Source organism: Streptomyces olivochromogenes, assembly GCF_021538895.1.
Taxonomy (GTDB): Bacteria; Actinomycetota; Actinomycetes; order Streptomycetales; family Streptomycetaceae; genus Streptomyces; species Streptomyces olivochromogenes_A.
Genome location: NZ_JADDRL010000078.1, coordinates 38500 through 45361, shown reverse-complemented (window position 1 = coordinate 45361; position 6862 = coordinate 38500). Strand labels below are relative to the sequence as shown.

The following is a 6862-nucleotide window of genomic DNA, read 5'->3' as shown; positions in this document are numbered from 1 at the left end:
AGGGGCCGTGGGAGCCGGTTTTGTTTGACAGTCCTCGGATCAGTGCCACATCATCATTCCACTAATCGAGTAGCTGAAGGGTGTTGACAGGTTCGTGGAGTTCCGCATCGACAGGCGGAGCGGGATGCCCGCCTACCAGCAGATCGTCCAGCAGACCAAACAGGCCCTGCGGCTAGGCGTTCTGATGCCGGGCGACCGGCTGCCCACCGCCAAGGAGGTCGCCGAGACCTGCGCGGTCAACCCCAACACCACACTCAAGGCTTATCGGGAGCTGGAACGCGAAGGTCTGGCCGAACCACGGCCCGGCCTGGGCACCTTCATCCGCCGGTCACTGGCCCGCCCCCAAGCGGGTGCCGACTCCCCGTTGCGCGGGGAGCTGGAGGCGTGGATGACGCGGGCACGCGAGGCGGGCCTGGAGCGGGAGGACGTGGCCGCGCTGGTCGCGTCGGTCCTGGAGGAGCGGTACGCCCACACCACGGCGGCCGCCGACACAATGGAAAGTCCGGAAACGAGGGGGTATCAGTGAGTAACGCCATGGACGCCGGGGGCCCGGCGAACGAGCCGGCGATAGAAGCCAACCGGGTGGGCATGAAGTTCCGCCGGGGCTGGGCCCTGCAGGACTGCTCGTTCCGGCTGCCGGCCGGCCGGATCTGCGGTCTGGTGGGCCCCAACGGCGCGGGAAAGACCACGCTGATGGCGATCGCCGCCAATCTGCTGCAGCCGACGGACGGCACCCTCAAGGTGTTCGGCGCAGCACCGGAATCCGCGGAGGCCGGACGGCGTACCGCGTTCCTCGCCCAGGAGAAACCGCTGTTCCGCCGCTTCACCGTGACCGAGACGCTGCGCATGGGCCGCGAACTCAACCCCGGCTGGGATCAGCGGGCCGCCGAGAACATCGTCCGCGCGGGCAATGTGCCCATGGAGGCGAAAATCGGCACCCTCTCCGGCGGGCAGCGCACCCGGGTCGCCTTCGCCCTCGCCTTCGGCAAGCGCCCCGACCTGCTGCTGCTCGACGAGCCGATGTCCGACCTCGACCCACTGGTACGCCACGAGCTCATGAGCACGTTGATGGCCGAGGCCGCCGAACACGGCACCACCGTGCTGATGTCCTCCCACATGCTCAGCGAGCTGGAGAACGTCTGCGACTTCCTCCTCGTCATCTCCACGGGCGGACTGCGCATGGCCGGTGATGTGGACGAACTCCGCAGCGCCCACCTGTTGTTGCACGGCGTCCGAAGCGACGAGAGCGACAGCCAGCGCCAGGGCCACGTCCAGGACGTCCCAGCGGAACTCGCCGGCCACACCCTCGTCGAATACCGCACCAGTGGACGCCAAGTCACCGCCCTCATCCGTCCCGACGGCCCGGTGACCGGCCAGTGGCAGGCCGCCACCCCGAACCTGGAGGAACTCCTGCTCTCCTACCTGCGCTGCCCCGACGCGCCACCGCTGATCACCTTCCAAGCCCACGTCCCGGGCCAGACCTACGGCTCCAACGGCTCGCGGACGGTGGCGGCATGAGCAACCTGACCAAGACCTCCGCCACCAGGTCCAACGGGTCCACTGCGTCCCCCATGGCCACCCGCGGCCCCCGGCTCAGCGGCCTGAACTGGCTCATCTGGCGCCAGCACCGGGCCGGGTTCTGGACCCTTCTCGCCATCACCGCCGTCTGCGTGGCGTGGCTCGTCTATCAGCGCACCGACCTGATAAACCAGCTCACCGCCCAGGGCTGGCCTGACTCGGCGCCCGACAAGTGGCTCAATGGCGAACACCCCGAACGGTTCCAATTCGTGGGAGTCGCCCTCGGCTTCATCCCCATCGTGCTCGGCGTCTTCCTCGGCGCCCCTCTGCTCTCCGGTGACCTGGAAAACGGCACCGCCCAACTCGTCGCCTCGCAGTCCGTCACCCCCATCCGCTGGCTGGCCACCAAGCTTGCAGTCAGCGGCCTGGTGGTCATCGTGTGCACGGCGGCGCTCTCCGTCGCGTTCGGCCGGTGGTGGGGGCCGGTCAAGTACGTGCCCACAGCTCTGGAGTGGAGCGATGGCGCCGCGTTCGACAACACCGGCCCCATTCCCGTCGCGCTCGCGCTCTTCACCGTCGTGGGTGGCGTGGCAATCGGCATGCTCCTGCGCCGCACCCTGATCTCCATGGTCGTCACCTTCGCCTTCGCCGTCGTCGTCCAGCTGGTCTGGAGCTACTTCCGGCTGGACCTCGGCCACGTCCACACGGTCACCACCCACAAGGGAATCAGCGAGGGCACGTTCCCGCAGACACCTCAAGCCGCCCTGGAGATCGACCACTGGTACATCTCGGGATCCGGACAGACCTACGGCTGGGGCACCTGCACACACGAGGTGTCGGAGAAGGTCTGTATTCAGAAGTTCGACCTCGTGGGCTGGAAGGTGGACTACCTGCCGATGTCGCAGATGAGCAGCATGCAGTGGTTCGGCGCCTCAATCCTCTTCGCCCTGACCGCAGCCGTCACCGTCTTCATCTTCATTCGGGGTCGCAAGCGCATCGTCTGACACCCACGAGCCGGTCCCCCGGCGCCCGATGCGGGTGAGGAGCATCTCCAGGCGCAGGCCCCGCGCGCCCTCGGCCCGGTCAAGGCTCGCCGACCAATAGAACTGCGCAGCCAGCCTCCCCAGCGGGAAAACCGCCAGCCAGACACGAACTCAGCTACCCGTCCCCTCACCTTCGTTGGGTGATTAGCGCGGTGCGCCAACCAGTCCATCTACACAATCCCAGCTCACAGCCCTACTCGCTGCGCAGAAAGACCGACCACTGACAGAACGCTCCTGGACAAGGCGCTGATCGAGCTGGGAGTTGAGTGGGCGTGAAGCTCTACCACTACACTAACCGCCTCTCACTTCCCTTGTGAGCTCAGTCTTCTGCGGTGACGTTCCATGATGCGCACCGGTAACAGTACGCCTGTCTGTCCGGTTTTGGGCATGAATCTTTGCCGTTGATGCCTGCTGTATGCCGTATGTCCGGGACCGTGACGAGGTGACGCTTCTTCCGGTCCTGCTGCGGATTGCGCCTGTGAGCGGGGAGACGACCTGGTCGCTCATGAGCCGGTGGCTGCCGCCTACGGCATGCACCCCGATCAGGTACTCGGGCACTTCACGGTCACGAGCATTCCACTACCAGTGCGCTCAGGGCATGGTCCAGTGCCATGGATGCTGCGGGGGTTGCATGGGTGGGAGCCGGTGCTGCTTTGGCGGGAGCCGTGTTAGTACTCCAGCCGGACTTCTGTATTTCTGCTGGTCAACGGCTTGGCGGTGGGGAGTGTAGCGGGGGTTGGGCATGCGCGGGACGGTCTTGGACAGGTCGTCCCACCAACGTGTGTCCACGCCGCATGTAGTGACAGCGTCGGGCGCGTGCCTGGTGGCGGCGCCTCCATCGGGACCAGTTCACCGCGTGGTCGCGGCGTGCAGGACGGTGGCGGGGTTGAGTTGCCAGCAGACGACGGATTTCGGCTGGTGTGAGGTCCACGAGGTCGGGTGTGTCGGCCTCGAGACCCCTTTTTCGCGCTCCTGCACGGCCATCACCGCGAGGAACGCGTGGGCGAGCATGGCAAGCGTGATGTGCCGGTGCCAGCCCACGTAGCGGGGGACTTCGTACTGGTCGAGGCCACATTCGTTCTTCGCGCTCTGGAAGCACTCCTCGATCTTCCAGCGGCAGCCGGCGACTCGGGCCAGGTCGGCGACGGTTGCGTCCAGTGGAGCGCAGGCGAGGTAGTAGGCGATCTCGTCGGGCCTGCTGATGCTGCGGCGGGCCAGCACCCACTTCTGCCGTGTCGGCTCGTCGACGCCGGACTCGGCCACGGCGGGCAGACGGGCGGCGGCCCAGTCGTAGAACCGTTCGCCTTTGGCTCCCGGCCCTGCCGACAGTCGCTGCCATGCCTCGCGCGGGGCCTGAACGATGAGATGGTCGATGCGCGGGCCGTTGACCTGCTGTGACTTGGGGACGGCGACCACGTAGGAAAGCTCGGCGTCCTCCAGGAAGCGCCGGAAGTGCGAGTCCTGTCCGTAGGCGGAATCCGCCGTCACCCAGGCGATGGGGAGCGGGGAGGCCAGGGCACGCAGGATCATGTCGCGGGCCAGGTCGCCCTTGGTGGCGAAGATACGCTCTCGTCGAGGTCGCCCGCGCCGATCTGGTGGGCCGCTATGTGGGCCACACCGCGCAGCTCACCAAGGAGGTCTTCGAAAGCGCCATGGGCGGGGTGCTGTTCATCGACGAGGCCTACACCCTGACCCCCGAGGGAGGCGGTTCCGACTTCGGCCGCGAGGCCGTGGACACGCTGCTGAAGCTGATGGAGGACCACCGGGACCAGGTCGTGGTCACCGTCGCCGGCTACACCGCGGAAATGCGGCGCTTCCTGGACTCCAACCCGGGCCTGGCCTCCCGCTTCTCACGGTTCGTGGAGTTCGAGAACTACACCACCGACGAACTCCTCACCATCCTGGAGCGGCACGCCGAGGAGTCCGGCTACACCTGCCCGGCGGACACTCTCGACGCGCTGCACACCCATATCGACACCATCCCCCGCGACCGCTCCTTCGGCAACGGGCGCCTGGCACGGCAGCTCCTGGAGACGATGATCACCCACCAGGCCCGACGGCTCACCGCCGTACGCACACCCAGCGTGGACGACCTGCGGACACTGCTGCCGGAGGATCTGCCGACCGCCGGACTCGGAGTGTCCAGGTGAGCGGGGAGCGGGTGAGCGGGCGTCAGGGGCACGACCGCCGTGACATTCGCGGATCCTGACGGCCAGCGCGGGGCAGGAATCCGCCGCGTCCAGCACCCGCTCCTCCTCCGGGGCGCGGCCGTCCGTCCGCGGCGGCAGCGCCCCCGAGCTCCGGCCCGGTCTCGTCCGGTGTGGGGCGGTCGCAGGCTCTGCCCTGCCGGTCATCGCGGGCCGCGGCGCCTGGCACGGCACCTCGCCGCGTTGTCGGAGTCGCCCGAGTACGCGTGGAGAACGGCTGCCTCCGCTGTCCCGGGAAGAACCGGACCGCAGATCAGCGGTTCGGGTGACCTGCGCGGTCACACATCATGCTCAGGGGGCCACCGCGCGGCCGGTCTCCGGAGAGATCTTCCCGACACACAGACCGTGACCGGCCAGACCCTGCGCGGTACGCGGGATCGCGGCGAGCGTGGTGGCGGCCCAGTCGTGCATGAGGATTATCTGGCCGTTGCCGAGCCGTCCGACGGCCTGCACGATGGCAGCCGTGCTGGCGCCGTTCCAGTCCTGCGAGTCCACGTCCCAGATGGTCTCGCTCAGACCGTACTTGGCCTCGACCGCCTTCACCGTCGAGTTGGTCTCGCCGTACGGAGGCCGGAACAGTTTCGGCGTGCCGCCACCCGCGGCCGCGATCGCCGGCTGGGTCCGGGAGACCTCCGCGTCGATCTGCGACTGGCTGAGCTAGGGCAGATGCGGGTGGGTGTAGCTGTGGTCACCGACCCACATACCGGCGTTGACCTGGGCCTGCACCTGGGACAGGTCGATAGCGGCGTACTGGCCTTCGTTGAACGTGGTGGCCCGCAGCCCGTTCTGCGTGAGCGCCCTGAGGAGGACCGGTGTGTTGCCGGACGGGCCGTCGTCGAAGGTGAGCCCGACGTAACCGTTGCAGGCGGCGGCCTGCGCCGGGGCGGCGTTGACGGTGAGTGTGCCCGCGGCGGCCGGCGCGACGACGGCGAGTGCCACCGTCAGGGGAGGTAACGCGAGACGTGTTTGGGTGCTCATGCTGTCACGGTGATCTTGGAGCTGCCGCTGCTCTGATATCCCTCGGTCGCGATGGTGTCCCACCGAGAGGTGTAACAGCGATCTCCGCATAGCCCATGGTCATTGGGCGGCCACCGCGCAACTCTCCGAGTAGAGACACTCGTTGAAGTGAGAGGTGACGCGATGGCCTTGTCCCAGCATGACTTAGACCGACCGGCAAATGGATCACTTGAGGCGGCGGCTGGTGGGTCGGCCATCCCAGCGGTAGCGGCTGCGTGCCTGCCAGATCAGCATGCGAAGTGTGACGAGGATAGCGGCGAGGTAGAGGTAGAAGTCCACGACCCTGCCGTTTTCTCTCGGTGCAGCGCCGAAGCTTGCTTGCCGTAGCCGTTCATCCACGAATGCGTGCGCTCGACGGGCCAGCGCCTGCTGGCCTGGATCGGGGCGGGCACACCCCTGCGGGCGATCTCGGCGGTGAACCCCAACTCAGCTATCAACGCACGGGACTTGATGCTGTCGTAGCCCCGGTCGAGGTTGACGTTCACGGTGTCCGGCAGCATGCCGACCTGCTCCTGCGCGGCGTCCAGGGTCAGTCCGAGCAGTGGCGAGTCATGCCTGTTGGCCCCCTCGGAGACGATCCCCAGCGGGACGCCGCGGGCGTCGCAGGCGGCGGAGCGCTTCAGCCCCTGCTTGCCCCGGTCGACTGGCGAGCGGCCGGCCTTCTCCCCGCCGGACGGGGCCTTGGTGATGCAGCCGTCCACCGAGATCTCGCCAAGGTCGAGGCCGATCATCCGGTCGTAGGCGTCCAGGGCGAGAGCGTGCAGCGCTTTGGAAATCCCTTGCCGGGACCACTCTTTGAGGCGTCGGCGGATGGTGCGGTCCGAGCATCCGGGCGTGGAGATCCGCTCGTAGCCGGAACCATGGACCAGCGCGAGCACGACGTGCTCGAAGACGGTTCGGTCGGGGATCCGGCGGCGGTGACAGCCCAGCGGGTGGCCGACGACGAACTCCTCCCGGACGGGGAGGAGCGCGGCGAACTGGTCCCACAGGGGTTCGAGCAGGCAAGCTGGCAGCGCGGGCACGGCCGTCCTTCGTGATCACTGAGCGTAGAGATTACGAGCATGAGGCACGCGCAGG

3 protein-coding genes and 4 pseudogenes are annotated in these 6862 nt (G+C 67.6%); 4 read left to right on the top strand and 3 right to left on the bottom strand.

All coding sequences use genetic code 11. The features are described 5' to 3' along the window. Nucleotides 1-124 precede the first annotated feature (124 nt). Genes IPZ69_RS31870 through IPZ69_RS31860 form a run of 3 tightly spaced genes read left to right on the top strand, consistent with a single transcriptional unit; the run spans nucleotide 125 to nucleotide 2522 of the window. A complete protein-coding gene (locus IPZ69_RS31870) occupies nucleotides 125-526 on the top strand; it encodes a GntR family transcriptional regulator (RefSeq protein ID WP_235458121.1) in 402 nt (133 codons plus the stop codon). Nucleotides 527-534: 8 nt separating this feature from the next. After that, nucleotides 535-1518 (top strand): ABC transporter ATP-binding protein, encoded by a 984-nt coding sequence (locus IPZ69_RS31865; protein ID WP_235458120.1) that lies wholly within the window; start codon nucleotides 535-537, stop codon nucleotides 1516-1518. Continuing rightward, nucleotides 1515-2522, top strand: coding sequence for an ABC transporter (locus IPZ69_RS31860; protein WP_235458115.1), 1008 nt, complete (start codon nucleotides 1515-1517; stop codon nucleotides 2520-2522). The genes IPZ69_RS31865 and IPZ69_RS31860 overlap by 4 nt, the downstream gene beginning before the upstream one ends. 888 nt (nucleotides 2523-3410) lie before the next feature. On the opposite strand, the pseudogene IPZ69_RS31855 reads toward IPZ69_RS31860, so the two are convergent. Continuing rightward, nucleotides 3411-4136 (bottom strand): annotated as a pseudogene (locus IPZ69_RS31855) (IS701 family transposase); the annotation flags it as partial. On the opposite strand from IPZ69_RS31855, the pseudogene IPZ69_RS31850 reads away from it, so the two are divergent. After that, nucleotides 4121-4711 (top strand): annotated as a pseudogene (locus IPZ69_RS31850) (AAA family ATPase); the annotation flags it as partial. The pseudogenes IPZ69_RS31855 and IPZ69_RS31850 overlap by 16 nt on opposite strands. 351 nt (nucleotides 4712-5062) lie before the next feature. On the opposite strand, the pseudogene IPZ69_RS31845 reads toward IPZ69_RS31850, so the two are convergent. Both IPZ69_RS31845 and IPZ69_RS31840 read right to left on the bottom strand, forming a co-directional pair. Next, nucleotides 5063-5746: pseudogene (locus IPZ69_RS31845) on the bottom strand (polysaccharide deacetylase family protein); the annotation flags it as partial. A 204-nt stretch (nucleotides 5747-5950) separates the two neighbouring features. Next, nucleotides 5951-6807 (bottom strand): annotated as a pseudogene (locus tag IPZ69_RS31840) (IS5 family transposase). Nucleotides 6808-6862 lie beyond the last annotated feature (55 nt).

Excerpts from the sequence above, each read along its gene's own strand:
- IPZ69_RS31865 (WP_235458120.1), top strand. The coding sequence starts at position 535 with ATGGACGCCGGGGGCCCGGCGAACGAGCCGGCGATAGAAGCCAACCGG.
- IPZ69_RS31860 (WP_235458115.1), top strand. The coding sequence starts at position 1,515 with ATGAGCAACCTGACCAAGACCTCCGCCACCAGGTCCAACGGGTCCACT.
- IPZ69_RS31870 (WP_235458121.1), top strand. The coding sequence starts at position 125 with ATGCCCGCCTACCAGCAGATCGTCCAGCAGACCAAACAGGCCCTGCGG.